We start from the raw sequence: 25670 nt of genomic DNA, 5'->3' as shown, positions 1-25670 counted from the left end.
AGGAGAAACCCCGTGACCGTCCCCGCCGCACCGCCGGCCGTCGAGCCCTTCGACGCCGTCGACGTCATCGCCGCCAAGCGCGACGGCGCCACCCTGACCGACGCCCAGATCGACTGGGTCGTGGAGGCCTACACCCGCGGCGCCGTCGCCGAGGAGCAGATGAGCGCCCTGGCCATGGCCATCTACCTGCGCGGCATGAGCCGGGCCGAGATCGCCCGCTGGACCGACGCCATGATCGCCTCCGGGGAGCGCATGGACTTCTCCGGCCTGCCCCGCCCCACGGCTGACAAGCACTCCACTGGGGGAGTGGGGGACAAGATCACCCTGCCGCTGGCGCCGCTCGTGGCCGTCTTCGGCGTGAGCGTCCCCCAGCTGTCCGGACGCGGACTCGGGCACACCGGCGGGACCCTGGACAAGCTGGAGTCCATCCCCGGCTGGCGGGCCGATCTCACGGGCGAGGAGATCCTGGCGATGCTCGGGTCCAGCGGCCCCGGCGCCGTCATCTGCGCCGCCGGGGCGGGCCTGGCCCCCGCCGACAAGCGCCTCTACGCCCTGCGCGACACCACCGCCACCGTCTCCTGCGTCCCGCTCATCGCCTCCTCGATCATGTCCAAGAAGATCGCCGAGGGAACCGGTGCCCTCGTCCTGGACGTCAAGGTCGGCTCGGGCGCCTTCATGAAGGAGCTCGACCAGGCCCGCGAGCTCGCCTCCACCATGGTGGCCCTGGGCACCGACGCCGGCGTGACCACCCGCGCGCTGCTGACCGACATGTCCACCCCGCTCGGACTCACCGCCGGCAACGCCCTCGAGGTCGCCGAGTCCCTCGAGGTGCTCGCCGGCGGGGGACCGGCCGACGTCGTCGATCTCACCGTGGCCCTGGCCCTGGAGATGTGCGCCGCCGCCGGTAGACCCGTGGAGGAGGACCAGGCCCGCGCCGCGCTGGCCGATGGGCGCGCCATGAACGTCTGGCGCGACATGGTCAGCCGCCAGGGAGGGGACCCGAACGCGCCCCTGCCCCAGGCACCCGAGACCGAGACCGTCACCGCCCCGGCCGACGGCGTCCTGACCACCCTGGACGCCCTCGCCGTCGGGGTGGCCGCCTGGCGCCTCGGGGCCGGGCGTGCCCGCAAGGAGGATCCGGTCCAGGCCGTCGCCGGCGTCACCATGCACGCCAAGCCGGGCGACGAGGTGCGCGCCGGACAGGAGCTGCTCACCCTGCACACCGCCATGCCCGAGCGCTTCACCCGCGCCCGGGAGGCGCTCGCCGGCGGCATCGTCATCTCCCAGGCCGGTTCCCCGCAGGCGGCCGACGCCGTCGCCCGCCGGGAGCGCGGCGTCGTCCTGGAGCGCATCGGATGACCACGCCCTGGCAGGTAGAGCCGGCCATCGTCGCCCGGGCCGTCAACTCCCGGCTGCGGGTGGGCCGCCTCACCCAGGCGGGCCAGGCCATCACCCTGACCCAGACCGACGCCACCACCTGCGGACCCACCTGCCTCCTAGCGACCCGCCTGCTTCTGGCGCCCGGCGAGCGCGTAGCCGTGACGGACGACCTCACCCACGAGATGACCGACTCGCAGTCCGGCCGGGAGGGCAAACAGCTGGTCTCCGTTCTGTCCCGCCAGCAGGTACGGATCCAACGGGCCATGAATGCCCGCGGCCTGGGGGTCCTGCCCTGGCCGAAGGCGCTCGGCTCCACGCCCTGGTCCGTGGCCCGGCAGATGACCGAGATCGTGCGTACCTGCACTCCGGGCGGAGGGCGTCGTCGTTACACGGTGAGGTGGGTGAGCGACCATGGCCCTGCCTGGGGCAGTGAGGTCGCCTCGATCCGCGAGGTGCTGGCAGGTGGACTCCCGGTCATCCTGGTCACCGGCGGCCCGCTCGTCCTCGACAGTGACACGGTGGCTGAGCCCGGTGCGGGATCTGTCGGATCTGCGGGATCACGGCTGCGCTCCGCCCTGGCCCGGACCCCGGCCGTGCCCCGCCACTACGTCCTGGCCCTGCCCTGGCAGGTCATCGAGCAGGACGACCCCGGTGAGGGAAGCGTGCACATCTACGAGCCCTCCAACGGATCCGTGCGAGCCCTCGACCTGACTGCCCCGCGTGATCCGCACCGCCCCGGCCCCCGCGAGCTCGGCGGCTGGCCCCGCATCCTGGCCGTCATCGCGCCCGAGAGCCAACGAAAAGTCCTTACATTCGAATCAGCAAATCTCTGAATATTATCTGTTGATAAAAGTCAAGTTGTTTTACTTCGGGGACATGCTAAAATGTATTTCACATTTTAAGTTCAATTGCGGCCTGCTAATTTTTTTTGAGTATTCTCAGAGTTTTTGGTGAACTCTATTATACTTGTGTGTTTACCATTGTTCTGTTCAACATGACATAGGTGGCGTGATGTTGTGCTGGCAAGCATTGTGTCTTAGGCGGCTTAGGAGCGGTAAGTTCTGTTGAGGGGCGTGCTTATGTTGGTGTTTCGTGATGCCCAGTCGTGTCGAACACCCCTCCGCCGCGGTGATCGTAGAAAAAGGTGGGGCAGTGAAATGTCGACAGCAAAGGCTAGATCATGACTCTCAGAAGAGTTCTCGTTACGCTGACTACAACCGCCGCTCTCTCGTTATTTAGTGCTGGTGCTGTAGCGGCAACCCCACTTTCTGTACAAGGGCAAACTGCAGATCCTCCTGGTTGTTCGGCACAAGTTTCGGGGGATAAGTCGAAGCTCTCTGCTGAAGCTGACCAAAATGTTGCACGACAAATGACGAAGTCGGCGGAAAACGCGGTTCGTTCCGAAGATGTCCACACCCATGTGTCGATCGATGACATTGATTTGTCTCACCCTACAGTTCTGCGGGTGAAAACGAAGGATTCAGAACTCCATTCAGTCACCTTTCCCATAAAAGGAGTTGGTGCAAGCCTGATGAGTAATACAACAATTGTAATGATAGGCACCGGGGGTGTTGTTACTTATTCTGAAAGCATACTGACTCGAAATGCTTCAGGTAACTTTCAGATGACATCTTACTCTGATGGTGCTCTTACGAAGGATGCTGATACTGGGGTCAAGTATGTTGACAATACTAGAATTCAACAGCAGATCGATCAGGTTAAAACCGATGTGAAAAATGGTTCCGCCGCATCTGCTGGATCTCCTCAAGGAGGAGCCGATGAAGCTCCGACCGGGGTCGGTCAAGTTGCTGGATGTATTGCTGTTGCACTCGGGATCGGTTCAGTTCCTGCGATGGTAATTGCCGGTGGGTGTGGAGGGTCGTGTGCGGGCGCTGCGACTGGTGTTGGTGCAGGGATCTGTGCTGCCTGTATTGGCGGAATTGCCACACTTGGCTCGACAGAAGTAATCGCAGTCGTCACCTGTTTCGGGTATATGTGATGGTGGGCGACTTGCGGTATCGTGCAAAACGGTCTCAAGCGGTTCAGATATTGTGCGTTGGAGTATCTGGGGGAATTGCTGTACTCTCGGTTCCTTTTGGGATTAACCTATATGGTTTGCGGGGGCTGTGGATTCCTTTGGTTCTCGTTATCCCAATGTCATTGCAATGCTTGGCGGCCCGTCTTTTGCATGATCTGATTCAATCCCGGCCGGAATGATCGCCGGTTCCTCTAGTTGAATACCGCTCCTGAACTGGTGTTGGCGTGAAAACAAGTGCCACTTGTTTTCACGCCAACACTTTCCCGCTTTCCTGAGGGGTCGAATAACTTGATGTCGCATATCGGAAGGGGCTTGCTGCTGAAAGCAAGTTCTGATTATTTTTGGGGTGAGGAGAATCTGGGAGGTAATATGCGATGTTTCACAAATGTGTTTTACTGGAAATCTATGATCCCTAAAGTTCATGTGTCGTCGTAATATTCATGTTTATTGTTAGGTGTTTGTTTCCTGTGGCTCATGGAGCCCTGGTGAGTCGCGGTTGGACCGATATAATTATTGGTTGGTATTCCGTTGGCATGACACTGAGCGGGAGTATGACGCGCTGGTGTGATCCTATTTCCGGGTCAGGTCAAGACTGTCTCCAGGGGCTACGGAGGCGTGGATTGTGGTCCACGAGAACGGTGCTTGCTGGATGATGGAGCATCTGGGTTCGACTTACGGCGCCACTGAGATGGCCGTCCCGCTGGAGGTTGGGCGCCAGAAGAGCGTTTCCGAACGGGGCTGGGCGCTCCAGGTCGCTGTGCGAGGCCTACGCCCGCCCGGGCCTGGGGGAGTTGGTCAGGGGGTGATGAAGTGCTTCGAGTATATCGTCGCCGTCTGTCAATTGAATCGACCTCCAAGGAACAGGTTATCCGCGTCCTGAGCGTTCTGGTGCTGGATCCGATCGACTTGTGAGCCTTGTTCCGGTTCCTGTGACGCTGTGTCGAGAGAGCCTGCCCTGAGACGGTCTGTCTGGCATTGTTCGATCACGTCACCCCCCAAGGAAGTACAACTAGGACCTGGCGTTGCGGTCACGGACGTTACCATCCCTTATTTCGAGGCCGAGCACGAGGTTGGCCTTTGGCGGCCGGGTTACTCCAAGTAGGGGCGAGGAGGGGCCGGGTCGATTTCCAGGTTATTGTCAGTCTCTTGGTTGATCGACTGGCTTTCCCTAAGATTCGGGTGCTGGGGAGCAGTGGGATTCCACTGCGAGGGCGAGGCTGCGCGCGTCCCTGGCGCGAACCCCGGCCGTGCCCCGCCACTACGTCCTGGCCCTGCCTTGGCGGACCGTCGGGCAGGAGGACCCCGGCGAGGGAAGCGTGCACATCTACGAGCCCTCCAGCGGATCGGTGCGTCCCCTCGACCTGACCGCTCCGCGAGATCCGCACCGCCCCGGCCCCCGTGAGCTCGGCGGCTGGCCCCGCATCCTCGCCATCATCGTGCCCGAAAACTGACCACCAAGAGTATTATCCTGACTCAAGGGGTGGGAAAAGGTTCTGTCATCCTGAAAGGCGGGCGCGTGTTCTCTTTGTCGGCACCGGAAGCGGCGTTCATCCTGCTGCACGTTGCAGGCATGGTCTCAGCGTTGTACATCTTTGTCAGCGCAAGAGGAGTTCGTAGCGCTGTGGTGCTGTTGTGCGCCTTCTCCCTTCCCATTCTGGGTTCGGTGGGCGCGGTGACGCTCGCGGCCGGGAGGTTGAGAACCAGATACGCCGATCTACGTTCCGGTGAGGGGGACGCCTGATGTCGACTGCTGGCCATGATGCGGATCTCCGGGGTACTCAGCGAGCCCTGGCGATCATGATCTTCGCCGTCGGAGTACTCGGGGCGGTGACGATCCTGTCGGTCCCCTTCGCCATCGGCCTGTACGGTCTGCGCGGATTATGGATCCCGGCAGTTCTACTCATCCCGCTCGCCCTGCAGGGGTGGGGGCTTCGCGTCCTCCGCCGGGCCGAGTCGACTTTGCCCGGATGAGACTGATCGGGCCATGATGACGTGACCCGCTCCGCCAGGAAGGACCCCCATGACCACACGCGCCCGGATCGCCCGCCTCATCGACCACACCCTCCTCAAACCTGAGGCCACTGCTGCCCAGGTCGACGCGCTCATCGCCGAGGCCGCCGCCCTGGGCGCCTACAGCGTGTGCGTCTCCCCGAGCCTCCTCCCGCTGAACCTGCCCGACGGACTGCACCTGGCCACCGTCTGCGGCTTCCCCTCCGGTGCCCACGCCACTGCCGTCAAGGCCGCTGAGGCCGCCGATGCCATCGCCAAGGGTGCCGAGGAGATCGACATGGTCGTCAACCTCCGCCTCGTCAAGGAGGGCGACGTCGACGCCGTCGAAGCCGACATCCGCGGTGTGCGCGAGGCCTGCCGGGGCGCCGTCCTCAAGGTCATCATCGAGTCCGCGGCCCTCACCGATGAGGAGATCGTCTCCACCTGCCGCGCCGCCGAGGCCGCCGGAGCCGACTTCGTCAAGACCTCCACCGGCTTCCATCCCGCCGGAGGAGCCTCCACCCATGTCGTCGCCCTCATGCGCGCCACCGTCGGAGACCGCCTCGGCGTTAAGGCCTCCGGCGGCATCCGCACCGCCGCCGACGCCCTCGCCATGGTCGAAGCCGGAGCTAACCGCCTGGGGCTGTCCGCCTCCGCCGCCGTCCTCGAGGGACTGGACGACTGAGGCGCCCATGTCCGGCTGAGTACCACCGACGACCTGGCATCATCGCCGGGTCCGTCATCGTGCACACAAGGCCGCGTTAGGAAGGCTCGTCTCAACTTGCAAAGTTTCGGGTACCCGAAACTATACTCGGCACTATGAGAACCATCCCCAGTATGAGCCGCCGCAGCGCTGCGGCCCTCGCCTGTCTCGCCCTGTCCTTTCCGACCCTGGCGGCCTGCGGTCGCAGTTCCACCTCCGCCGACGCGTCGGGCACGGTCAAAGCGGTCGCCTCCACTACCCAGATCTGCGACTACATCACCCAGCTCGCCACCGGCGACGCCTCCAGCGAGCTCTCCTTCGACCGCACCGGAGCTGACGGCAAGACCCAGCACTTCGGCGCCGACGCCGCCAAGGCCAAGTCCCGCCTCAAGCTCACCTGCCTGCTGGCCCCCAACGCCTCGGCGCACGAGCACGACATGACCACGGCGCAGTCCAAGGCCCTGTCCGAGGCGGATCTCTTCTTCATCTCCGGCGTCGATCTGGAGCACTTCCTGGACTCCGCCGTCGACTCCACCGGCTTCAAGGGCACCATGGTGGTGACCTCCGGCGTCGCCGGGGCCACCGACATCGATGACCTGGCCGCTCAGAAGAAGAAGGAGGAGGCCAAGCCCTACAAGGTCGACCGGGGCAGCGCCAAGGTCGAGGTCGCCAAGTGGCCCTTCCCGCCTGAGGAGGGTGAGAGCCAGCCCGAGTTCCGCTTCGACCCGCACGTGTGGACCTCGCCGAAGAACGCCATCGTCCAGGTCACCAACATCGGTGCCGCCCTGGAGAAGGCCGCCCCCGACCAGGCCGGTGTCTTCCTCAGCCACGTGGACGCCTACGTCGCCAAGCTCAAGACCCTCGACGGGTGGGCCGCAGACTCTCTGAACTCGGTGCCTCAGGAACAACGGGTCCTGTTCACCAGCCACGACGCCTTCGGCTACTTCAGCACCGAGTTCGGCGTGAAGTTCGAGGGCGCGGCTTTGTCCGACTTCAACGCCCAGCAGGACGCCACCGCCGACAAGATCCAGGAGACCGCGGACAAGGTCAAGGCCTCCGGAGCCGTGGCCATCTTCGCCGAGAACTCCAACAACCCCAAGTCCGTCCAGAAGGTCGCCGAGGTCGCCGGGGTCAAGGCTGTCATCGGTGACGAAGCGCTCTACGGCGACTCCCTGGGCACCCCCGGCTCCGACGGCGAAACCTACATCGGCTCCATCCTCCACAACGTCTCCAACCTCACCAAGGCCTGGGGCGGCACGGTAGCCGAGATCCCCGCCGACCTCGTCCAGTGGACGCCCAAGGCATCCGACGTCAAGTGAGGAACCACATGACAGACCCCCACGATTCCGCACTCGCCGCGGCCGAGCCGGTCGTCACCCTGGAGGACGCCTCCTTCTCCTACGGCGCTTCGACGGTGCTCACCGGTGTCAACGGCCGGGTCCCGGCCGGGCAGGCCCTCGCTCTCGTCGGCCCCAACGGTTCGGGCAAGACGACGCTTATGCGGGCCCTGCTCGGCATGGTGACCATCAGTGCCGGGAGGGTGCGGGTCAACGGGGCGGCGCCGGGGCGCGCGCCGCGCGGGTCTGTCGGATACGTGCCCCAGGTCAGCGACCTCGATCCCACCTTTCCCGTTACCGTGCGGGAGGTGGTCCAGATGGGCATGTACTCCCAACTCGGCATCCTGCGGCGCCCCGGAGCCCAGACCCGTCGTCGGGCTCTGGAGGCCCTGGAGAGCGTCGGCCTGGCCGACCGCGCCGAACACCGTTTCGGCACCCTGTCCGGCGGTCAGCAGCAGCGCGTCCTCGTGGCACGCTGCGTGGCCGCCCGGCCTCGCCTCATCCTCCTCGACGAGCCCTTCAACGGCCTGGACCAGCCCAACCGCGAGGCCCTGCTGTCCATCATCACCGACCTCAAGGAGCAGGGCATCTCGCTGATCATCTCCACCCACGATCTGGTCCTGGCCCAGGAGACCTGCGAGCAGGTCGCGCTCCTGGCCGGACGCCAGATCGCCTTCGGGCCTCGCGACGAGGTCCTCGTCGCCCGCTACATCGACGAGGCCTACGGCGGCCACGGCACCACCCGGCTACTGGGCCTGCGCTCCGCGGCCGAGGCGGGTGAATCGCAGTGAACGGCTTCATAACGCTCTTCAGCCAGGCCATCGAGCAGCTGCGCCTGGCGGCCGTCAACGTGCCGGGCCTCGCGCCCCTGGCCGACGCCCCCTTCCTCTTCCGGCCCCTGGTCATGGTGGTGCTCTTGGGCGTCGTCGCCGGCGTCATCGGCGTCATCATCAACCTGCGCAGCGCCGAGTTCAGCGCCGAGGCCATGGTCCACGCCATCTTCCCCGGGATCGTCGCCGGCGCCGTCTACTGGGGGATCAACGCGATCATCCCGGCCGCCTCCGTCGTCGCCGTCGCCGCGGCCCTGGTCCTGACCCTCGTCTCCCATCGCTCGCGTCGGGGCGAGGCCTCCGAAGCGGGCACCGCCGTCGTCCTGACCAGCTTCTTCTCCATCGGGCTCATCCTGTCCCTGGCCAAGGGCGACATGTCGGGTCAGCTTGAGGCCCTCATGTTCGGCCGGCTGTTGGAGGTCACCGATGAACGCCTGGCCCAGGCGCTCATCGTGTGCGCCGTTGCGCTCGTGCTCATCATGACAACCTGGAAGGAGCAGATCGCCTACGCTTTCGACCGTACCGGCGCCCGTGCCTCCGGACTGCGGCTCCTCGCGCTCGATCTGGCCCTCAACACCGCCATCGCGGCCGCTGTCGTCTCGGCCTCGACGGCGGTGGGAACCCTCCTCGTCATCGGCTACCTCGTCATCCCCGGAGCGACGGCGCGCATCCTCGTCTCCCGGGTGCGCACCATGGTCCTCGTTGCGATCGGAGTCGGCGTGGGCGGCGGCTACCTCGGCATGCTGCTCATGGCCCTGCCCGCAACCCTCGACAAACCCATCTCCCCGCAAGCCTCCGTTGCCCTGGTGATGACCGCCATCCTCCTCCTCGCCGTCGGTGTCACCGCTGCGCGCGAGAGGCTCCGCAGACCGGCTCGGCGTGCTCGCTCGGCGCAGTCCGCACAGGTTTCGACGACGACGGCGCGCAGCGCCGACTCGTGCGCCGCCTCCCCGGACGAGTCCGCGAGTACGGAGGGCGCAGCGGTCCCGATGGCCGAAGGGAGCCGGGCATGAGCATCGGCCTCGACATCCTCCTCCTGCCCATCGTCGAGGTGGTCCTCATGGGGCTGCTGGCCGGGCTCGTGGGAGCGATCGCACTCGTCCACCGCAGAATCTTCTTCACCGAGTCACTCACCCACGCGACCTTCCCCGGCGCGATCGTCGGAGTGGTTGTGGCCGCCTGGCTCTCACAGGCGCTCCTCGGACGGCGCGCCGACTTCACCCTCCTGTCCGCCCTTGTGCTCGTGGGAGCCGGGCTCATGTGCCTGCCGATGATCTGGTTGATGCGCCGACTCTCCCAAGTGCCGGGAGTGACATCGCAGTCGGCGGCAGGCGTGGTCCTCACCTTCGGCTTCGCGCTGGGCTACTTCCTCTCCAAGTGGTTCGCCCCGCTACCCCTCAAGGTGGACTCCTTCCTAGCCGGATCCGTACTCAACGTCAGTCGCGTGGACGTCATCGCCGTCGGCGTCGTCCTGGCGCTGACGGTGCTCGTGCTTTTCGTGGCCGGGCGGTTCCTCACCTTCTACAGCTTCGATCCGTTGGGCTACCGGGCCAGTGGCCTGCGTCCCGCGTGGGCTGAAGCCACCGTCATGGTCATGATCACCCTGACCATCGTCATGCTGGTGCCCGCCGTGGGAACGATTCTGCCCATCGCGCTCATCGCCGCGCCGGCGGCAGCACTGGCACCGTGGACCTCCACCATGCGCCGGCTGCTCGTGTCAGCCCCGATCCTCGGCGCCGCCACTGCCCTGGTGGGGTTGCTGGCCGCGGTGCGGCTGAGCCTGTCCGCAGGCGGCGTCATCGCCGTGGCCTCAGGACTGGTGTACCTCATATCCGCCATCGCCCACTGGATCGCCATGAGCAGAGTCCGAGCACGGATCCCGTTCCGGCGCTGAGCCCTTCGCGCACGGAGTTTCGACGATCATGGCGGCAAGGCCGTGGTGAGAACGCCGTAGGGGGCGCTGGTGTGTCATCGGCTCGCCTCGGCACCGGATCGCCGGCTCTGCTCTGTCAGGTTGGGCTCTTCTGGGGCAGGGTGGTGATCGGTGCCGGTCCGGCCCCGCCACAAGCCCCTCTCGTCGATTAAACCCCACCCTTGGAGAACCGGGACGTCGAAGAGAGCCTCCGGGGAAGCAGCTCAGGCGACGATTCCCAAGATACCGCGCAGGTCCTCCTTGATGGCCTCCAGACGTTCAGCCGCCGCCTCGCGCACCTCAGTCGCCGGAGAATCGCCCACTGGCAGGATCACCTCGCAGTAGCACTTGAGCTTGGGCTCGGTCCCGGAGGGGCGCACGACCACACGGTCATCGGAGGCCGTCACCCACACCAGGCCGTTCGTGGGGGGCAGCGTGCCGCCGTTACCGTCGGAGACGCCGTCGAGCAGATCCACCGTCGTGGAGACCGGGGAGCCGGCGAGCTTGGCCGGAGCCCCGCCCGAGCGCAGGCGCTCCATGGTCGCGGTAATGATGCCGAGGTCCTCGACCCTCATGCTCAACGGGCTCGTGGCGTGCAAGCCGTGCTCACGGGCCAGCCGGTCGAGCAGATCCTGCAGCGTCCGCCCCTGCTGCTTGAGCACGGAGGTCAGCACCGCCAGCCTCACCGAGGCCGAGATACCGTCCTTGTCCCGCACCGCAGCGGGATCCACGCAGTACCCCAGTGCCTCCTCATAGCCGAAGACCAGACCCGGTTCCCGGCTGATCCACTTGAAGCCCGTCAAGGTGCGACGGAACCCCAGCCCGTGGGACTGGGCGATCCGACGCAGCAGCCGGGAGGAGACCACCGAGCAGGCCAGAACCCCGTTGCCGGCGAAAGCCGCCAGCTCGGCCGCCTGCTCGCCCAGAAGCGCACCGACCTCATCACCGGTCAGCTGACGCCAGCCGCCGGGGGCATCCGCGTCCGGGATTGCGGCGGAACAGCGGTCGGCATCGGGGTCGTTGGCGATCACCAGGTCCGCCTCGACCTCTCTCGCCTTATCCAGTGCCAGGTCCAGGGCCCCGGGCTCCTCCGGGTTGGGGAAGGCGACTGTCGGGAAGTCCGGATCGGGCTCGAACTGCTCAGCCACCTCGACGACGTCGGTGAAACCGACCCGGGCAAGCACCTCGCGGCAGATGGCCCCGCCCACGCCGTGCATCGCCGTCAGCACGATCCTCACAGGGGCCGGGGACTTCATCCGCGCTGTCTGAGCGGCCCGCTCGATGTACTCCTCGCGGATAGCCGGGTCGATCGTCTCCCAGCCCGACTGTGGGCGCGGCACCGAGGCGACCGGTCCGACGGCGTCGATCGCCGCGGCGATCTGTGTGTCATAGGGGGGAACGATCTGGGCTCCCTGGCCCGAGTCAGTCACGGCCCGTCCACCCAGGTAGACCTTGTATCCGTTGTCCTGAGGCGGGTTGTGCGAGGCGGTCACCATAACGCCGGCGTCGGCCTCCAGGCGCCGCAGCGCGAAGGCGAGCACCGGGGTGGGGCAATGCGACTCGAAGAGAATGGCCCTCCCTCCCGCGCCCGTGACCACTGCCGCTGTGTCGCGCGCGAACTGCTCGGAGTTATGACGGGCGTCGTAGCCGATGACGACGCTGAAACCCTCGCCAAGACGGTCCTTGAGATAAGCCGAAAGGCCCGCAGCGGCCCGAATGACGACGACCCGATTCATCCGGTTGGGACCACCGCCCAGGCGACCGCGCAAACCGGCGGTACCGAAGGTGAGCGTGTTGCTGAAGGCGTCGCTGATGGCTGCGCGCGCTTCCTCGGCCTGCTTGCCATGAGAACTGGCGGCAGTCGCCAGGAGCTCAGTGAGCTCGGCGCGGGTAACGGGATCCGGATCGTCCTGGATCCAGGCGTTCACGGCAGCGTCGTCGTACACGTCTACAGGGTCTCGGGTCATATCGGCGACGGTACCGCGACAAAAGTACTGGAAGCGCTCACAATGACTCTCCTCACGGGTGTTCCCAAACACAAGGAGAATCCAGTCACGACAACGTCAGATCTCGCGTGAAATAAGTTGTTCTGAATTAAAAAAAGGATACGATTCAAGACTATTTTGAGAATGTGGGGTGTCTGATGCTTTTGGGAAGCAAGAGGTTAATGTGAAAGGAGAGTGAAAGAGTGACGAGCACTGCCCGGCCGAGCAGGTTGACGAGGTCACCTCCATCCTGCACGGCTGGCTGGCCTGAATCGGCGGTTGCTCACCCGCATTCGCTGTCCGCCACTTTATGGAGCGGCAGACGCGTCGCCGCCCCGGCCGGATTGAGGAATCATGACCACATGAGTACACGCGAGTCCTACCGCAAGGGGCCAGTGGTGCTGCGTGGCACCCAGATCCCCACCCAGACCACCGACGCACGCCTGCTGAGCAGCGCCGCCGACGCCGACTGGCTGCACTCCGACCCGTGGCGGGTCATGCGGATCCAGGCCGAGTTCATCGAGGGCTTCGGCGCCCTGGCGGAGCTGGGACCGGCTGTCAGCGTTTTCGGCTCGGCCCGCACCAAGTCCGAGGATCCCGCCTACCGGGCGGCGGTGGAGGTCGGGGCCGGGCTGGCTCGAGCCGGTTACGCCGTCATCACCGGCGGTGGCCCGGGCATGATGGAGGCCGCCAACCGAGGGTGTCACGAGGCGGGCGGCACCTCGGTGGGGCTCGGTATCGAGCTGCCCCACGAGCAGGGCATGAACGACTACGTCGACCTCGGGGTCAATTTCCGTTACTTCTTCGCCCGCAAGACCATGTTCGTCAAGTACTCCGACGGCTTCGTCGTCATGCCTGGCGGCATGGGGACCCTCGACGAGCTCTTCGAGGCCCTCACCCTGGTCCAGACCCAGAAGATCTCCTCCTTCCCCATTGCCCTGGTGGACAGCGGCTACTGGGGCGGTCTGCTGGAGTGGGTGCGCACCACCATGATCGACCGGGGCACGATCTCCTCGACCGACCCCGACCTGCTCCACGTCGTCGACGGGGCCGAGGAAGCCGTGGACTACGTGGTGGGCGCCGCCCGCAGACTGCGCAACGGGCAGGGCGGGGCGTGAGTCGTGTCATGGCAGGCGCATCCTCGAACGTCGCACCTTGAATGTCGTAGAATATGACAGGTCGCGCGGCGATGTACCCGCGCAGCACTGACGAAAGGTGAGCACATGGCTGCCATGAAGCCCCGGACCGGAGACGGCCCTCTCGAAGTCGTCAAGGAAGGCCGCGCCATCATCATGCGGGTTCCGCTTGAAGGCGGCGGCCGACTGGTCCTCGAGATCACGGCCGACGAGGTCAAGGAGCTTGGAGAGGCCCTGGCCAACGCCAAGATCTGATCGAACCGGGCGGTCTGGGCGCAGACCGGTCCCGCTCGGTCCTCGGCGTCGAGGAACCGGAGGCCGGGCCATCCAGCCTACGGAGGGAGGGACGGATCCGATACGGGTCCACCCCTCCCTCCTCTTTGTCTTACCCTTCCCGGCGGCGCGACAGGCGCGCTATCAGGTCTGGCGCACCGAGACGAGCAGTCCGTCTCCGACGGGCAGCAGCGTCGTCAGTAGCGCCCTGGAGGCGCGCAGCGCCTTGCCGAGTTCGCGAGCGGCCACCGTGGTGACGTCGCGGCGGGCGGGATCGGCCACGTGGTCGTTCCACAGGGCCCGGGTGACCGCTAGGACTCCGCCTCGGCGCAGCATCCGCAGCGCGTTGGAGGCCAGCAGGATCGCCTCTTCCGGTGCGACGTCGAGCACCACCATGTCGTAGGAGCGAGCCGCCATCCGGGGCATGACGTCGGAGGCCCGCCCCTGGATGATGCGGGTGCGCGAGGAGGGATAGCCTGCGCCGTCGAAGGCGCGGCGGGCCTCGCGCTGGAGTTCGGGTTCGACATCGATCGTGGTGAGGACCCCGTCCGAGCCCATGCCGCCCAGCAGCCACAGGCCCGAGACGCCGGTGCCGGTGCCCACCTCGGCCACGGACTTGGCGCCCACCGAGGCGGCCAGCATCTGCAGCGCCGCACCGGTTCCGGAGGAGACCGGGGTGATGCCGAGCTCGAGCCCGCGCATGCGGGCCTGCGCGGTGGCCTCGTCCTCCGCGGTGAAGTCCTCCGTGTAGGACCAGCTCAGCGTCTTGTCCGCACTCACTGTGAGCCTTTCTTCTGCTGCGGGGCGCCAGGCGCTGCCCCTCGAGCCTCATTGTTCCAGGTGTTCGGCCAGATAGGGGGAAGGGAGCGAGCCCGGGTGAGTCCGCCGGTAGGCGAACCGATGCGGAACCTGTCTGGGAAGAGTCCCTATACTGAGCGGCGTGTTCGGCATCTCTGGTTCTGAGTTCCTCGTCATCATCCTGGTGGCGGTGGTCGTCGTGGGGCCGCAGCGCTTGCCCGAGTACACCCGTAAGCTCACCCAGATGGTGCGTCAGCTCAGGGTGTTCCTGGATAATGCGCGTAGCCAGATCGCCGAGGAGGTCGGCCCCGAGATGGCCGACCTGGACCTGTCCAGCCTCGATCCGCGCCAGTACGACCCCCGCAAAATCGTGCGCGACGCCTTGGGGGAGGATATCGACGCCATTCGCGAAGACCTCACTCACCCCTTCCGGTCCGTCGGCTCGGCCGCCAAGGAGATCTCCGACGACGCCGCCAAGGCCGTCAACGACGTCGTCAGGAAGGACCGGGCCAACTCGCTGAGCAAGCAGATCAAGGCCAAGCGGGCTGAACAGCTGGCCGACAAGAATGCCACGAACAGCGCAGCCGACGACGCTGAGAAGAGCGTCGAGACGGATACCGTGCGGGCGGAGACAAGCGGGGACAACGCCCCTGCCGAGTCTCAGAACGTGGCGGAGGGCGCTCGGGCCGACGACGCGATCGAGGCGGTGGAGAACGCCGAGACCTCTGGGACCCCCGAGTCCGCCGCCCCACCGCAGGGCGTACTCCAGGAGGCGGACAGCGCTGAGACCGAGGCCGAGTCGGAACCGATCGAGCAGACCGAGCAGCCGGAATCCGATGAGCAGCCCGTCGAGTCCGTCCCTGTGGAGGTCCCGGCCAGCCTGGTCGAAGCGGGCCCTCGTTCCTCTGACGAGCACTCGAAAGATGCCTCCGGCGCCTCCGGCGATCATGCCAAGCGGGTGCGCCCTCTGTCTCCGCGCGACATCGTGCGAGCCGCCAACGCCGCCGCCCGCACCCGCGCCGAGGCCGCGCGCGTCGCCGTCGACTTCTGACCTCACCGAGCCGGGCCGATTTCGCGTAGCCGGACAGAAAAACCGTCGGGCTACGCGAGACTTGTCGGTCTCAGTGAGACTCGGTGAGAACTGGGACCTGGGCGAGGCCGGTTCAGGCCGGAGTGACCCCCAGGCTCTTGCCGGCCAGGCCTCGGGCGCGGTGGGTCAGGCGCTGGGCGACGGCGGACAGCTCCAGGGCGGCGGGGGCGTCGGCGGCGGGCCTGCCGTCGTCGGCCACGGCGGCCGGACGACCGGTGTCGGAACCCTCCCGCAGACGGATGTCCAACGGCAGCTGAGCCAGGAGCGGGACCTCGTAGCCGAGAGTTTCACTCAGGGAGGCGCTGACGATCGCGCCCCCTCCGGAGCCGAAGATCTCGACGCGCGAGCCGTCGGCCTGGGGCATGTAAGACATGTTCTCGATAACGCCCACCACCTTCTGGTGCGTCTGGGCGGCGATGAGGCCCGTTCGCTCGGCCACCTCGGCGGCGGCCGTCTGCGGGGTGGTGACCACGAGGATCTCGGCGCCCGGCAGCAGCTGAGCCACTGAGATGGTCACGTCCCCGGTCCCGGGCGGCAGGTCCAGCAGAAGGACATCCAGATCTCCCCAGAAAACGTCGGAGAGGAACTGCTGGACGGCGCGGTGCAGCATGGGGCCGCGCCAGACGACCGGCTGCTTGTCCTCGACGAACATGCCGATCGAGATGACCTTGACCCCGTGGGCCACGGGCGGCACGATCATGCCGTCCAGCTGGGTGGGAACCCGGTCCACGCCCAGCATGCGAGGGATGGAGAAGCCGTAGATGTCGGCGTCGACGACTCCCACGCTCAGGCCCTGGGCGGCCATGGCCGCGGCCAGGTTCGCGGTCACCGAGGACTTGCCGACCCCGCCCTTGCCGGAGGTGACGGCGTAGACCCGGGTGAGGTTGCCCGGCTGGGTGAAGGGCACCACCGGCTCGGCCGCGCCCCCGCGCAGGCGACGGCGCAGCTCGGCCTTCTGCTCGTCGTTCATGACGCCCAGGCTCACCCGCACATCTGTGACGCCCTCGATGGAGCCGACTTCGCGCTGGGTGTCAGCGGTGATGGTGTCCTTCAGGGGGCACCCGGCCACGGTCAGGAGCACCTCGACGCTGACCACGCCGTCCTCGGCGATGTCGACGGAGGAGACCATTCCCAGGTCGGTGATGGGGCGGCGCAGCTCGGGGTCGATCACCCGGTTCAGCGCCTCCATGACGGCGTCATGAGTCGGTAGCGGCATGGCCCCATCCTAGGGGCGGTGCTCGGCGCCTCGACAGGTGGCGCGTCCCACGTGAGAAGGGGCGGCCGTCCTCAATGGGAGGGGTGGTGACCGGGATGGCTGTCGGTCTCGTCGTCGCCCCCCTCTTGGAACTCCGCGATCTCGGTGATCTCCTCACGGGTGAGGCGCTCCTCGGCGAGGATCTCGCCGAGCATGTCGCGAAGTTCGCTACGCACGAAGTCGCGGGTGGCGACGTCGTTCATGGCCAGGCGCAGGGCGGCGATCTCCCGGGTGAGAAACTCGGTGTCCTCCAGGTTGCGCTGAGCGCGCTGGCGGTCCTGCTCGGCGGTGACGCGGTCGCGGTCGTCCTGCCGGTTCTGGGCCAGCATGATGAGGGGGGCCGAGTAGGAGGCCTGGGTGGAGAAGGCCAGGTTGAGCAGGATGAACGGGTAGGGATCCCATGCCTGCTGCACCTTGGCCAGGACGAGGTTCGCCACGATCCAGGCGATGACGAAGATCGACATGTAGAGCACGAACTGGGGCGAGCCCATGAAGCGGGCGGTCGCCTCGGCGAAGCGGCCGAATCCGTCGGAGCGGGAGGCCCGGGCGGGGTGGGTCCTGCGCAGCCACCGTAGGCGGTTGTCGGGCAGCGGTTGGTCGAGCTGGTCAGGCATTAGCTCCCCTCTCGATCGTCTCGTCGGTGACGGCCTCATCGGCTACGCGCCAGTCATCGGGCATGAGGTGGTCCAGGACGTCGTCGACGCTGACGGCGCCCAGCAGGCGCCCGGCGTCGTCGAGGACCGGCAGGGCCGTCAGGTTGTAGGTGGCCAGCAGGCGCGTGACGGTACCGATGGAGTCCTCGGCTCGCACGGAGTCGACGTCGGTGTCCACGATCGATCCGACCAGTCGCTGGGGGCGCTCGCGCAGGGTCCGCTGGAAGTGGACCACGCCCAGGAACTTGCCGGTGGGCGACTCCAGGGGAGGTCGGCACACGAAGCCGATGGCGGCCAGGGCCGGGGGGATCTCGACCTTGCGGGACTGGGCCAGGAAGGTCGCCACCGTCGCCTCGGGGGGCAGAATGATCGGCTCGGTGGTCATGAGGCCACCGGCGGTGTAGTCGTCGTAGGCCATGAGGCGACGCACGTCCTCGGCCTCCTCGGGCTCCATGAGGCCCAGGAGCTCGGCGGCCTTGAGCTGGGGGAGGTCGGCGACCAGGTCGGCGGCGTCGTCGGGCTGCATGGCGTCCAGGACGTCGGCGGCGCGCCCGGCCTCCAGGCGGGACAGGAGAGCGACGGCGTCCTCATTGCCGAGCTCCTCGAGGACGTCGGCCAGGCGCTCGTCGGTGAGCTCGGCGGCCACACGCATCTGGCTGTCCTGAGGCAGGTCTCGCATGACGTCGGCCAGGTCGGCGGCCTTGAGGTCCTCCAGGGTGGCCAGTAGCGCGGTGGCGCCCTGCTGGTCCGCGCTGGCGGCCAGACCCGTGACCTCCTCGGGACGCACCGTGAAGGTCTCTCCGCGGCGCAGGCCCAGTGGCCCGGTGGAGGCCCGCTGGACGAATAGGCGGGTCACCTTCCAGTCCATGCCGCGGTCGCGTTCGATAGCCACGTCCCGTACGGTGACGGTCCCAGAGCCGTCGCGCATCGTGACCACCCGGTCCAGCAGCTCGCCGACGACGAGGGTCTCCACGTGCCGCTGGGTGAAGCGGCGGATGTTCATCAGGCCCGTGGTGATGACGGCGCCGGGCTCGATCGCGGTGATTCGGGATAGCGGCAGGAAGACACGGCGCCGGCTGGAGACCTCGATGACGAAGCCGACCGCTCGTGGCTCCCCGCGCATCTGCAGCAGGACGACGACGTCATGAACCTTGCCCACCGCGTCGCCCAGGGGGTCGAAGACGGAGGTACCGATGAGGCGGGCCACAAATACCCTGCTGGTCGTGCGCGTCCTGGTGTTCTCCACAAGCCAAGCCTATGCGTCTGGGGCGTGAATGCCCGTCGATGGGTCTGTGCCGCGTGCCCGCGCATGCGACGATAGCCCCTATGAGTGCCAATCCGAGCCCGCTGTCCTCCCTGACCTCACCCGGTGGTGGTGTCATGCCCAAGGGGGAGGAGGTGGCCTCCTTCGCGACCTACCCCGAGGCGCAGAGGGCAGTCGATGCCCTGTCGGATCAGGGCTTCCCGGTCCAGCACCTGGCGATCATCGGCACCGACCTGCGTCAGGTGGAGCGTATCACCGGGCGCATGAGCTGGGGGCGTGCGGCGATGTCGGGCGCGATGAGCGGCCTGTGGATCGGGGTGTTCTTCGGTCTCATCATGTCGGTCGCCGGCAGCAGCGGTCCTCGGCTCAGCTTCTGGGCCTGCGTCCTGCTGGGGGTGTTGTGGGGCATCGTCTTCCAGCTCTTTAGCTATGCCCTGACGCGCGGGCGCCGAGACTTCACCTCGATCAGTCAGGTCGTGGCCTCCCGCTACTCGATCATCGCGGCCCGCGAAGTCCACGAGGCGACTCAGGCCCTGGCCGACGTCCCGGGCAATCTCTCGCGCGGGGGAGAGGCCCTGCGCCGGACCCAGGAGCGTCGTCGGGCTCGGGAGGAGTCCCCCGGTCCGACGGCCTTCGGCTCCCGCCCTGATGAGCAGCCCCGCTTCGGGGTGCGTCTGCCGCAGGCCGGCAGCGCCCCTGACATAACTCCCGGCGCGGTCTCGGGACCTGAGCCCGGCACGCCCGCCGTCCCCGAGGACTACGACCCGTTCCGGCGGCCTTCGCGCCGGCGCGATGAGGGGGACCAGGGCGACTCGAGGAGGTCGCAGGGCGGTGGCGGCGCCAACTCCAGTGATGAGGACTGAGAGGGACAAGGGATTTCAGCGATGAGTATTCCGGTGGGACTGTCGACCGCCTGCGTGGTTCCCGGCAGCGTTCCCGACACCTTCGCGATGGCTCAGGAACTGGGCTACGACGGCGTCGAGGTCATGGTCTGGAGTGAGAAGGCCTCCCAGGACGCCACCCGTCTGGCGGCCCTGGCGGAGAAGCACGACCAGCCCGTTCTGGCGATCCACGCCCCCACGCTGCTGGTGACCCGCGGGGTCTTCGGGGTGGATCCGTGGGACAAGGTGGACCGCTCCATCGAGCTGGCCCACTACCTCGAGGCGCCCACCGTGGTGCTTCACCCGCCCTTCTTCTGGCAGACCCGCTACGCGCGCTCCTTCATCGCCGGGGTCGCGCAGCGGGAGTCCACCACGGGCATCCATCTGGCGGTGGAGAACATGTTCACCTGGAGGCCCCGCCACGCCCACTCCACGCGCGACTTCCAGGCCTACTCGCCCACCTGGGACCCGGTGGGGCAGGGCTACAAGTCGGTGACGCTGGACATCTCCCATGCGGCCACCTCCGGCTCCGACGCCTTGGCCATGGCCCGCTCCCTCGGCCCCACGCTGCGTCATCTCCACCTGACCGACGGCGTGCCGGGACCCTTGGACGACCACCTGCTACCCGGGCAGGGCAACCAGGACTGCGCCGGGGTCCTCAGGCACCTGATAGCCACCGGCTTCGAGGCCGGCGGGGGACAGGTGGTCGTCGAAGTGACCACCAGGTCCATGACGGCCGCCCAGCGCCTCGAGGGGCTGGCCAGCGCGCTCGCCTTCGCCCGGGAGCACCTGGAGGGCGGAGAGCCCGCGCACATACCCGAGCCGACCCGCAAGCGCTACCGCCGCGGCTGAGCCCTGCGCCAGCTGCGCCAACTGCGCGCTAACAGGACCAACTGGAACTGGCCACCTGCGCTAGCAGTGGGCGGCCTCGTGCTCCAGATGCGAGACGGGCTCGAGCTGGAGGGTCGCGTGCTGGATCCTGACCGGGAAGTGCTCGGCCATGCAGCTCTGGAGCCGGTCCAGGATCTCCTCGGTATGACCGTCGCGCAGGCACTCGTCGCGGACGACGACGTGGGCGGTCAGTACCGGCATTCCCGAGGCGACCGTCCAGGCGTGCAGGTCGTGGACCTCCTCGACGTGGTCGACCTCGAGCATGTGGGTGCGCACCTGCGCCAGGTCCAGCTCCTTAGGCGTGAAGTCCATGAGGACGGCCAGAGCCGAGCGCAGCAGCGCCACGGCCCGGGGCAGGATGAGGACTGCGATGAGGAGGGAGACCACGGCATCGGCCCGAGTCCAGCCGGTGCGGGCGACGATTGCCGCGGCGATGATGACTCCCACTGATCCCAGGGCGTCGTTGAGGACTTCCAGGAAGGCGGCCCTCATATTGAGGTTCTCGCCGTGTCCGTCGCCGCCGCGCCCGCCGGAGAGGACCACCAGTGCGATGATGTTGGCGACCAGGCCGATGACGCCCATGACGAGCATCCCGGAGGCCTCGACCTGCGGTGCCACCAGCAGGTTGTGAATCGCCTTGAAGGCCACGAAGACGCCGACGACGGCAAGCATGCCCGCCTGGAGCGCGGCCCCAATGACCTCGGCCCGGCGCATGCCCCAGGTGGAGCGGTCCGTCGCCGGCCGCGTAGACAGGTGCGCGGCGACCAGGGCCATGACCAGGCCGACGACGTCGGTGAGCATGTGCCCGGCGTCGGCCAGGAGGGCCAGTGAACCGGTCAGCAGCGCCGTGATGATCTCAGCCACCAGGACGGTGACTGACAGGCACAGGGCGATCAGGAGCCGGCCGCGCGAGGCCCCCGCGCCGTGGTTGTGGGAGTGTCCGTGGGCGTGCTCAGTGGCGGCGGGGGAGTGGTCGTGGTCCTCGTGACTGCCCGGAGTGCTCACAGCGGTTCCTGGTCCTGGCCCGAAGGGGCTGCGGAGATGATGGCGGCCAGGGACTCGGCTGCGGCCAGTACCTTCTCGATGTCCTCGGGGTGCTCGATCCGGCTGACATTGGCCCGCCCGTGGGAGTGGCTGGAGATGAGACCCGCGCTGCGCAGGATTGCCAGGTGCTGGGAGACGGTCGACTGGGCCAGGCCCAGGTGCTCGGTCAGCTCCACTACCCGGTGCTCGCCGCCGTGGAGGTGGCGCAGGATCGCCAGGCGGGTGGCGTCCCCCAGGACGTCGAGCAGGGAGGCCACGGTGGAGGCCTTGTGCACTGCGCCGTGGTCCTGGGATCGGTCCTCGGGAAGCAACCCATGTTTCATCGTCATGTAACGATGGTATCCGCGTTAGGCGATGATGTGCAAGATGCTCTGCCGCCGATGCTCCGTACGTTGCGGACCGGGCCGATCGCCCCGGTGACGATGGGCCCGGTCCGTTCTCGTCCCGTGGCAGAGGGAAGTGATAGAAGGGGTGGAAGAAAGCTGTCAGGCGATGAGCCCGCTCACCCAGGCCTCGACCTCCTCCACAGTGCGGGGAATATCCTGGGTGAGACGTTCCACGCCGCCGTCCTCGCGCACGACGACGTCGTCCTCGATGCGCACACCGATGCCGCGCATCTCGGCGGGCACCAGCAGGTCATCGTCGCGGAAGTACAGACCCGGTTCGATGGTGAAGCACATGCCTGGCTCGAGTTCGGCGTCCATGTACATCTCGCGGCGCGCCTGGGCGCAGTCGTGGACATCCAGGCCCAGGTGATGGCTGGTCCCGTGGACCATCCAGCGCCGGTGATACTGACCCTCGGGCGCCAGCGAGTCGGTGGCGCTCACCCCCTCGGGCAGCATCCCCCACTCCTCCAGGCGGGCGGCGATCACCTCCATGGCGGCGGCGTGGACGTCCTTGAAACGGCAGCCCGGAGTGCCTGCACTGGCGAAGGCGGCGTCGGCGGCGTCGAGGACTGCCTGGTAGATCTTGCGCTGGGCCTCGGTGAAGCGGCCGTCGACCGGGATCGTGCGGGTGACGTCGGCGGTGTAGAGGGAGTCGACTTCGACTCCGGCGTCCACCAGGACCAGCTGGCCGGGCTCGACTGCGCCGTCGTTGTTGATCCAGTGCAGGGTGTTGGCGTGGTTGCCGGCTGCGGCGATCGTGTCGTAGCCCAGGCCGTTGCCCTCTTCGCGGGCCTTGGCCCCGAAGGCCCCCTCCAGGACCCGTTCGCCCCGCCAGTGGCCGCGGGCCCTCGGGATGGAGCGGATGAGGTCGTCGAAGCCGGCCTTGGTGGCGGCCACGGCGGCGCGCAGCTGGTCGATCTCCCAGGGGTCCTTGACCAGGCGCAGCTCGCTGGCGGCCTCGGCCAGCCCGGCGTCGACCTCGGCAGCGACCTGGCCGGTCTCCAGCCCGGCCTTCTGACGGGTGGTGGTCACCAGATCGGTGATGGCCTCATCGGCCTCGGCGACGACGCGCAGCTGGACCGCGCCGGGACCGGCGTCCTTGGCCAGGGCATCGGGCAGGGAGTCGATGTGGGCGCAGCGCACACCGGTGGCCGCCTCGACCTCCTCCAGGGAGGGGCGCACCCCCACCCACAGCTCGCCGTAGCGGGGATCGCCGTAGAACTCCCGGCTGGAACGCGAGGCCCGGGGACGGAAGTAGAGGACCGCCTCGTGAGTCGGGGCGGCATGGGCCGGATCATCCGGGGCGCCTGGCGTCTGCGCAGTGTTCGTGTTCCGGCCGGGCGAGGTCAGGGGCTCCAGGACGAGGACGGCGTCGGGCTCGAAGTCCGCACCGGTCCCTGCCAGGTGGGCGAAGGCACTGTGAGGCCGGAAGCGGTAGTCGCAGTCGTTGTTGCGCACTTTGAGCGCTCCCGCGGGCAGTACCAGGCGCTCGCCGGGGAAGTGCGTCCCGAGCGCCTCTCGGCGAGCCGCCGCCCACGGGGCCGCCTCGCTGCGGGCGGGCAGGCCCCCGGGGCGCGGACCCCATCCCGAGCCGATGAAGTCCCGGAAGGCCTGGTTGTCCGGCTGACGAGAACGATTGGAGCCGCGCGCCGCCAAGGACTGGGGAGCCTCACCCGGGGAGGCGGATGTGGATGAGTCGTCGGACGGGCTGCCGTCTGCAGGGGGAATCGATGTCATAGCGGCATCATCTCACCGTTGAGCCGTCGTCGGGCTACCGCGGAAGCGGCCGAGGGGCAGGAACGGCGGCTAGTCCTGAGAGTCGGCCGGAAAACGTACCCCCACCTGGTGGCGTGCCTCCTCCAGCACCCTGATGGCGGCCACCGAATGCTCCAGGGGATGCAGGTCGGACTCCCGTGCCCCGGCCCGCACCAGGCGGCAGACCTCGGCCAGCTCATAGATGAGTTGACGGCCGGGCTGCTGGGCGCCGCGCTCGACCGACAGATCCTCGCGCGCCTGCGCACCCTCACCCGCGCTCCTGCCTGCGGTCGGCCCGCGCAGCTCGATCCGCTCGGGCCACTGGCAGTCATCAATGGCCACGACGTCCCGGTCCGAGGCGAAGGTCGACTCCGTCCCCGGAGAGGTCTTGGAGTGCAGGCAGATGACCTCCAGCCCGGCGAACTCGCCGGAGTCGTAGGACAGGACGACTGTGCCCCGCACGTCGACGCCGGAATCCAGCAGCTCTCCCGTGGCCGTTACCCGGTCCGGTTCCCCGAACAGGTGGATGGCCAGGTTGACCGTGTAGATGCCCAGGTCCATGAGGGACCCGCCGCCCAGGGCCGGGTCGAAGGCCGGCGGCAGGTGACCGGCCCGGTAGGCCTCCATCCGCGAGGAGAACTGCTCCTTGGACAGCACCACCCGGTGCAGTCGGCCCACGCGCCCCAGCGCCTCGCGCACCCGTGCCACACCGGGCTCGAAGGCGGACAACCACCCCTCCATGAGGAAGCGGTCGGCCCGTCTGGCGGCCTTCACCATCGCGCGGGCCTGGCCGGCCGTCAGCGCGAAGGGCTTCTCCACCAGGACGTGGAAACCGGCCTCCAACGCCGCGATCGTATGCTCCGCATGCAGGGAATTGGGGGAGCCCACGTAGACGACGTCGATCGGTGCCTCGGAGTCCGGGCCGTGGGCGGCGAGCATCTCCTCGAGCGATGCGTGGGCATACGGGACTTGGTGCTCCTGGGCGAAGGCGGCGGCGCGCTCGCGGCGAGCAGAGGTGACGGCCACGACCCGGGCGGCCGGTTCAAGGGCAACGGCCTGCGCGAACCATCGGGCGATGAAACCGGCCCCGATCACGCCGAAGCGGACCGGGGAGTCCCCGGAGCCAGGTGCGGTATCCGTCGTGCGGCTCAGCTCACTCATGTCGTCCAGTCTCTCATGCGTCCCTACACTGTCCCGGTGCGCATCGACCCCCACACCCACTCGGCCTGCTCCGACGGTACCGACTCTCCCACCGAGCTCATGGCCCAGGCGGCGCGGGCCGGCCTCGATGTTGTCGGGCTGACCGACCACGACACGATGGCCGGTTGGGAGGAGGCGGCCGCGGCTGTGCCTGCCACCGGCGTCGCCCTTCTGCGCGGCACCGAGATCTCCTGCGCCGCGGGCGGCGTCACCCTCCACCTGCTGTCCTACCTGCACCGGAGCGACGACCCCGCCCTGGGCGAGGCCTTCGCCCACGCCCGTACCTCCCGGGACACCCGCGCCCAGCGGATGGTCGAGCGTCTCGGTGAGGACTATCCGATCACCTGGGAGGATGTCGTGGCCCAGTCCTCAGGCGCCCACACGATCGGCAGGCCCCACATCGCCGACGCCCTCGTGGCTGCCGGGTCCTTCCCCGATCGCAACGCGGCCTTCGCCGGGCCGCTCGCCACTGCCTCCCCCTACTACGTCCATCACTGGGCACTGGATCCGGTCGAGGCCTGTCGCCTGGTGCGCGCCGCCGGCGGAGTCCCGGTGGCCGCCCACCCGCGCGCCTCCTCGCGCCAGCGCCGCCTCGTGCCCGATGAGGTCTTCGCCGAGATGGCGGAGGCCGGACTGGCTGCCCTGGAGATGCACCATCGGGACCAGACTCCCGGGCAGCGCGAGCAGGTCCGCATCCTGGCTCAGCGCCTGGGCCTAGGGCTGTCGGGGGCCTCGGACTACCACGGCACCGGTAAACCCAACCGCCTGGGGGAGAACCTCATGCCGCCCGAGCTCCTGGAACAGATCGTCGACGAGGGCGCCCTCGACCTCGTCAAGCCCTGAATCGTGCCCTGACTCCTACCGGTTGCC

25 protein-coding genes are annotated in these 25670 nt (G+C 67.6%); 16 read left to right on the top strand and 9 right to left on the bottom strand.

All coding sequences use genetic code 11. The features are described from left to right. Positions 1-12 precede the first annotated feature (12 nt). The 10 genes from FK256_RS00310 (at position 13) to FK256_RS00255 (ending at position 10171) form a co-directional block, all read left to right on the top strand. Positions 13-1359 (top strand): thymidine phosphorylase, encoded by a 1347-nt coding sequence (locus tag FK256_RS00310; RefSeq protein ID WP_141423270.1) that lies wholly within the window; start codon positions 13-15, stop codon positions 1357-1359. Then, entirely contained in the window at positions 1356-2213 is an 858-nt protein-coding gene (locus tag FK256_RS00305; protein ID WP_141423269.1) for a hypothetical protein, read from the top strand. The genes FK256_RS00310 and FK256_RS00305 overlap by 4 nt, the downstream gene beginning before the upstream one ends. 347 nt (positions 2214-2560) lie before the next feature. Next, a complete protein-coding gene (locus FK256_RS14395) occupies positions 2561-3379 on the top strand; it encodes a hypothetical protein (RefSeq protein ID WP_211343496.1) in 819 nt (272 codons plus the stop codon). Positions 3380-4665: 1286 nt separating this feature from the next. Next, entirely contained in the window at positions 4666-4869 is a 204-nt protein-coding gene (locus tag FK256_RS00290; protein ID WP_244936079.1) for a hypothetical protein, read from the top strand. 289 nt (positions 4870-5158) lie between these two features. After that, entirely contained in the window at positions 5159-5389 is a 231-nt protein-coding gene (locus tag FK256_RS00280) for a hypothetical protein (protein WP_141423268.1), read from the top strand. A gap of 49 nt (positions 5390-5438) precedes the next feature. Continuing rightward, complete coding sequence (gene deoC, locus FK256_RS00275) at positions 5439-6092, top strand: deoxyribose-phosphate aldolase (RefSeq protein WP_141423267.1); 654 nt, start codon at positions 5439-5441, stop codon at positions 6090-6092. A gap of 152 nt (positions 6093-6244) precedes the next feature. After that, positions 6245-7429, top strand: a complete 1185-nt coding sequence (locus FK256_RS00270; RefSeq protein ID WP_141423324.1) for a metal ABC transporter substrate-binding protein — start codon at positions 6245-6247, stop codon at positions 7427-7429. An 8-nt stretch (positions 7430-7437) separates the two neighbouring features. Continuing rightward, a complete protein-coding gene (locus FK256_RS00265; RefSeq protein WP_141423266.1) occupies positions 7438-8238 on the top strand; it encodes a metal ABC transporter ATP-binding protein in 801 nt (266 codons plus the stop codon). Beyond that, positions 8235-9290 carry a metal ABC transporter permease gene (locus tag FK256_RS00260; RefSeq protein WP_141423265.1) on the top strand — a complete coding sequence of 352 codons (1056 nt, stop codon included), beginning with the start codon at positions 8235-8237 and terminating at the stop codon, positions 9288-9290. Before FK256_RS00265 ends, FK256_RS00260 begins: the two co-directional genes overlap by 4 nt. Further along, positions 9287-10171, top strand: a complete 885-nt coding sequence (locus FK256_RS00255) for a metal ABC transporter permease (RefSeq protein WP_009233475.1) — start codon at positions 9287-9289, stop codon at positions 10169-10171. The genes FK256_RS00260 and FK256_RS00255 overlap by 4 nt, the downstream gene beginning before the upstream one ends. Before the next feature lie 242 nt (positions 10172-10413). Here FK256_RS00255 and FK256_RS00250 read toward each other — a convergent pair whose 3' ends face one another. Further along, complete coding sequence (locus FK256_RS00250) at positions 10414-12156, bottom strand: phospho-sugar mutase (RefSeq protein WP_141423264.1); 1743 nt, start codon at positions 12154-12156, stop codon at positions 10414-10416. A gap of 380 nt (positions 12157-12536) precedes the next feature. Between FK256_RS00250 and FK256_RS00245 the strand changes: the two genes are divergently transcribed. Together FK256_RS00245 and FK256_RS00240 are read left to right on the top strand one after the other, a co-directional pair. Continuing rightward, entirely contained in the window at positions 12537-13292 is a 756-nt protein-coding gene (locus FK256_RS00245) for an LOG family protein (protein WP_021607046.1), read from the top strand. Positions 13293-13397: 105 nt separating this feature from the next. Next, on the top strand, positions 13398-13565 hold the full coding sequence (locus FK256_RS00240) for a DUF3117 domain-containing protein (protein WP_003782053.1): 168 nt from the start codon (positions 13398-13400) through the stop codon (positions 13563-13565). A 162-nt stretch (positions 13566-13727) separates the two neighbouring features. Here the strand turns inward: FK256_RS00240 and FK256_RS00235 are convergent, their stop codons facing one another. After that, positions 13728-14363, bottom strand: coding sequence for an O-methyltransferase (locus tag FK256_RS00235; protein WP_009233478.1), 636 nt, complete (start codon positions 14361-14363; stop codon positions 13728-13730). A gap of 160 nt (positions 14364-14523) precedes the next feature. On the opposite strand from FK256_RS00235, the gene FK256_RS00230 reads away from it, so the two are divergent. Continuing rightward, entirely contained in the window at positions 14524-15432 is a 909-nt protein-coding gene (locus FK256_RS00230; protein WP_141423263.1) for a twin-arginine translocase TatA/TatE family subunit, read from the top strand. Positions 15433-15544: 112 nt separating this feature from the next. Here the strand turns inward: FK256_RS00230 and FK256_RS00225 are convergent, their stop codons facing one another. The 3 genes from FK256_RS00225 to FK256_RS00215 all read right to left on the bottom strand — a co-directional run bounded on the left by FK256_RS00225 (position 15545) and on the right by FK256_RS00215 (position 18625). Then, positions 15545-16687, bottom strand: coding sequence for an Mrp/NBP35 family ATP-binding protein (locus FK256_RS00225; protein WP_141423262.1), 1143 nt, complete (start codon positions 16685-16687; stop codon positions 15545-15547). Between the two features lie 71 nt (positions 16688-16758). After that, positions 16759-17340 (bottom strand): DUF1003 domain-containing protein, encoded by a 582-nt coding sequence (locus FK256_RS00220; protein ID WP_021610296.1) that lies wholly within the window; start codon positions 17338-17340, stop codon positions 16759-16761. Then, positions 17333-18625 carry a magnesium transporter MgtE N-terminal domain-containing protein gene (locus FK256_RS00215; protein ID WP_021607041.1) on the bottom strand — a complete coding sequence of 431 codons (1293 nt, stop codon included), beginning with the start codon at positions 18623-18625 and terminating at the stop codon, positions 17333-17335. Before FK256_RS00215 ends, FK256_RS00220 begins: the two co-directional genes overlap by 8 nt. Positions 18626-18705: 80 nt before the next feature. Between FK256_RS00215 and FK256_RS00210 the strand changes: the two genes are divergently transcribed. Both FK256_RS00210 and FK256_RS00205 read left to right on the top strand, forming a co-directional pair. Continuing rightward, the gene (locus tag FK256_RS00210) at positions 18706-19506 is read left to right on the top strand and encodes a YflT domain-containing protein (protein WP_141423261.1); all 801 of its coding nucleotides are present in this window, start codon (positions 18706-18708) and stop codon (positions 19504-19506) included. Between the two features lie 21 nt (positions 19507-19527). Next, the gene (locus tag FK256_RS00205; RefSeq protein WP_021607039.1) at positions 19528-20376 is read left to right on the top strand and encodes a sugar phosphate isomerase/epimerase family protein; all 849 of its coding nucleotides are present in this window, start codon (positions 19528-19530) and stop codon (positions 20374-20376) included. A gap of 60 nt (positions 20377-20436) precedes the next feature. Here FK256_RS00205 and FK256_RS00200 read toward each other — a convergent pair whose 3' ends face one another. The 4 genes from FK256_RS00200 to FK256_RS00185 form a co-directional block, all read right to left on the bottom strand. Next, complete coding sequence (locus FK256_RS00200) at positions 20437-21420, bottom strand: cation diffusion facilitator family transporter (RefSeq protein ID WP_021607038.1); 984 nt, start codon at positions 21418-21420, stop codon at positions 20437-20439. Beyond that, on the bottom strand, positions 21417-21788 hold the full coding sequence (locus FK256_RS00195; RefSeq protein ID WP_021607037.1) for an ArsR/SmtB family transcription factor: 372 nt from the start codon (positions 21786-21788) through the stop codon (positions 21417-21419). The genes FK256_RS00200 and FK256_RS00195 overlap by 4 nt, the downstream gene beginning before the upstream one ends. A gap of 156 nt (positions 21789-21944) precedes the next feature. Next, positions 21945-23582 (bottom strand): aminopeptidase P family protein, encoded by a 1638-nt coding sequence (locus FK256_RS00190; RefSeq protein WP_141423260.1) that lies wholly within the window; start codon positions 23580-23582, stop codon positions 21945-21947. A gap of 69 nt (positions 23583-23651) precedes the next feature. After that, positions 23652-24761 carry a Gfo/Idh/MocA family protein gene (locus FK256_RS00185; RefSeq protein ID WP_141423259.1) on the bottom strand — a complete coding sequence of 370 codons (1110 nt, stop codon included), beginning with the start codon at positions 24759-24761 and terminating at the stop codon, positions 23652-23654. Positions 24762-24797: 36 nt separating this feature from the next. Between FK256_RS00185 and FK256_RS00180 the strand changes: the two genes are divergently transcribed. Then, complete coding sequence (locus FK256_RS00180; protein ID WP_141423258.1) at positions 24798-25643, top strand: PHP domain-containing protein; 846 nt, start codon at positions 24798-24800, stop codon at positions 25641-25643. Positions 25644-25670: the final 27 nt, after the last annotated feature.

The organism is Actinomyces johnsonii (genome assembly GCF_006546835.1).
Lineage (GTDB): Bacteria > Actinomycetota > Actinomycetes > Actinomycetales > Actinomycetaceae > Actinomyces > Actinomyces johnsonii.
Note: the sequence above shows the minus strand (reverse complement) of the source record. Positions and strands in the feature narration are given on the sequence as shown.

What these genes read in the sequence shown, in the direction of transcription:
- FK256_RS00255 (WP_009233475.1), top strand. Translation starts at nt 9,287, where the DNA reads ATGAGCATCGGCCTCGACATCCTCCTCCTGCCCATCGTCGAGGTGGTC.
- FK256_RS00245 (WP_021607046.1), top strand. Translation starts at nt 12,537, where the DNA reads ATGAGTACACGCGAGTCCTACCGCAAGGGGCCAGTGGTGCTGCGTGGC.
- FK256_RS00265 (WP_141423266.1), top strand. Translation starts at nt 7,438, where the DNA reads ATGACAGACCCCCACGATTCCGCACTCGCCGCGGCCGAGCCGGTCGTC.
- deoC (WP_141423267.1), top strand. Translation starts at nt 5,439, where the DNA reads ATGACCACACGCGCCCGGATCGCCCGCCTCATCGACCACACCCTCCTC.
- FK256_RS00250 (WP_141423264.1), bottom strand. Translation starts at nt 12,156, where the DNA reads ATGACCCGAGACCCTGTAGACGTGTACGACGACGCTGCCGTGAACGCC.
- FK256_RS00225 (WP_141423262.1), bottom strand. Translation starts at nt 16,687, where the DNA reads ATGCCGCTACCGACTCATGACGCCGTCATGGAGGCGCTGAACCGGGTG.
- FK256_RS00185 (WP_141423259.1), bottom strand. Translation starts at nt 24,761, where the DNA reads ATGAGTGAGCTGAGCCGCACGACGGATACCGCACCTGGCTCCGGGGAC.
- FK256_RS00305 (WP_141423269.1), top strand. Translation starts at nt 1,356, where the DNA reads ATGACCACGCCCTGGCAGGTAGAGCCGGCCATCGTCGCCCGGGCCGTC.
- FK256_RS00205 (WP_021607039.1), top strand. Translation starts at nt 19,528, where the DNA reads ATGAGTATTCCGGTGGGACTGTCGACCGCCTGCGTGGTTCCCGGCAGC.
- FK256_RS00270 (WP_141423324.1), top strand. Translation starts at nt 6,245, where the DNA reads ATGAGCCGCCGCAGCGCTGCGGCCCTCGCCTGTCTCGCCCTGTCCTTT.
- FK256_RS00220 (WP_021610296.1), bottom strand. Translation starts at nt 17,340, where the DNA reads ATGCCTGACCAGCTCGACCAACCGCTGCCCGACAACCGCCTACGGTGG.
- FK256_RS00195 (WP_021607037.1), bottom strand. Translation starts at nt 21,788, where the DNA reads ATGACGATGAAACATGGGTTGCTTCCCGAGGACCGATCCCAGGACCAC.
- FK256_RS14395 (WP_211343496.1), top strand. Translation starts at nt 2,561, where the DNA reads ATGACTCTCAGAAGAGTTCTCGTTACGCTGACTACAACCGCCGCTCTC.
- FK256_RS00280 (WP_141423268.1), top strand. Translation starts at nt 5,159, where the DNA reads ATGTCGACTGCTGGCCATGATGCGGATCTCCGGGGTACTCAGCGAGCC.
- FK256_RS00240 (WP_003782053.1), top strand. Translation starts at nt 13,398, where the DNA reads ATGGCTGCCATGAAGCCCCGGACCGGAGACGGCCCTCTCGAAGTCGTC.
- FK256_RS00190 (WP_141423260.1), bottom strand. Translation starts at nt 23,582, where the DNA reads ATGACATCGATTCCCCCTGCAGACGGCAGCCCGTCCGACGACTCATCC.
- FK256_RS00210 (WP_141423261.1), top strand. Translation starts at nt 18,706, where the DNA reads ATGAGTGCCAATCCGAGCCCGCTGTCCTCCCTGACCTCACCCGGTGGT.